Annotated in this window: 1 protein-coding gene; it reads left to right on the top strand. The window is 53.6% G+C overall.

The features are described from left to right. On the top strand, positions 1-263 hold a 263-nt coding region (locus JI666_RS21235), incomplete at both ends, for an aldehyde dehydrogenase family protein (RefSeq protein WP_206895070.1).

Here is a 263-nt window from a genome sequence, read left to right as displayed (position 1 = left end):
CCATCTTATGGTCTGCTCCGGTGAAACGAACCTCAAACGTGTGTGGGCCGAAGCCGGGGGGAAGAACGCCAACATCGTGTTCGAGGACTACGCTGACTTAGACAATGCGGCGGCGGAAACCGCAGCCGGATGCTTCTATAACCAGGGGGAAGTCTGTGTTGCTGCGACGCGTTTGCTGGTTCATGAAAGCATTAAAGACATGTTCATTGATAAAGTGATCACGGCCGCGCAGCGCTTTGCGCCTAAAGATCCACTTGATCCTA

This window comes from Bacillus sp. NTK071 (assembly GCF_017303315.1).
GTDB lineage: Bacteria > Bacillota > Bacilli > Bacillales > Guptibacillaceae > Guptibacillus.
The sequence above is the reverse complement of the archived record's forward strand: the minus strand, read 5'-3'. Positions and strand labels throughout refer to the sequence as shown.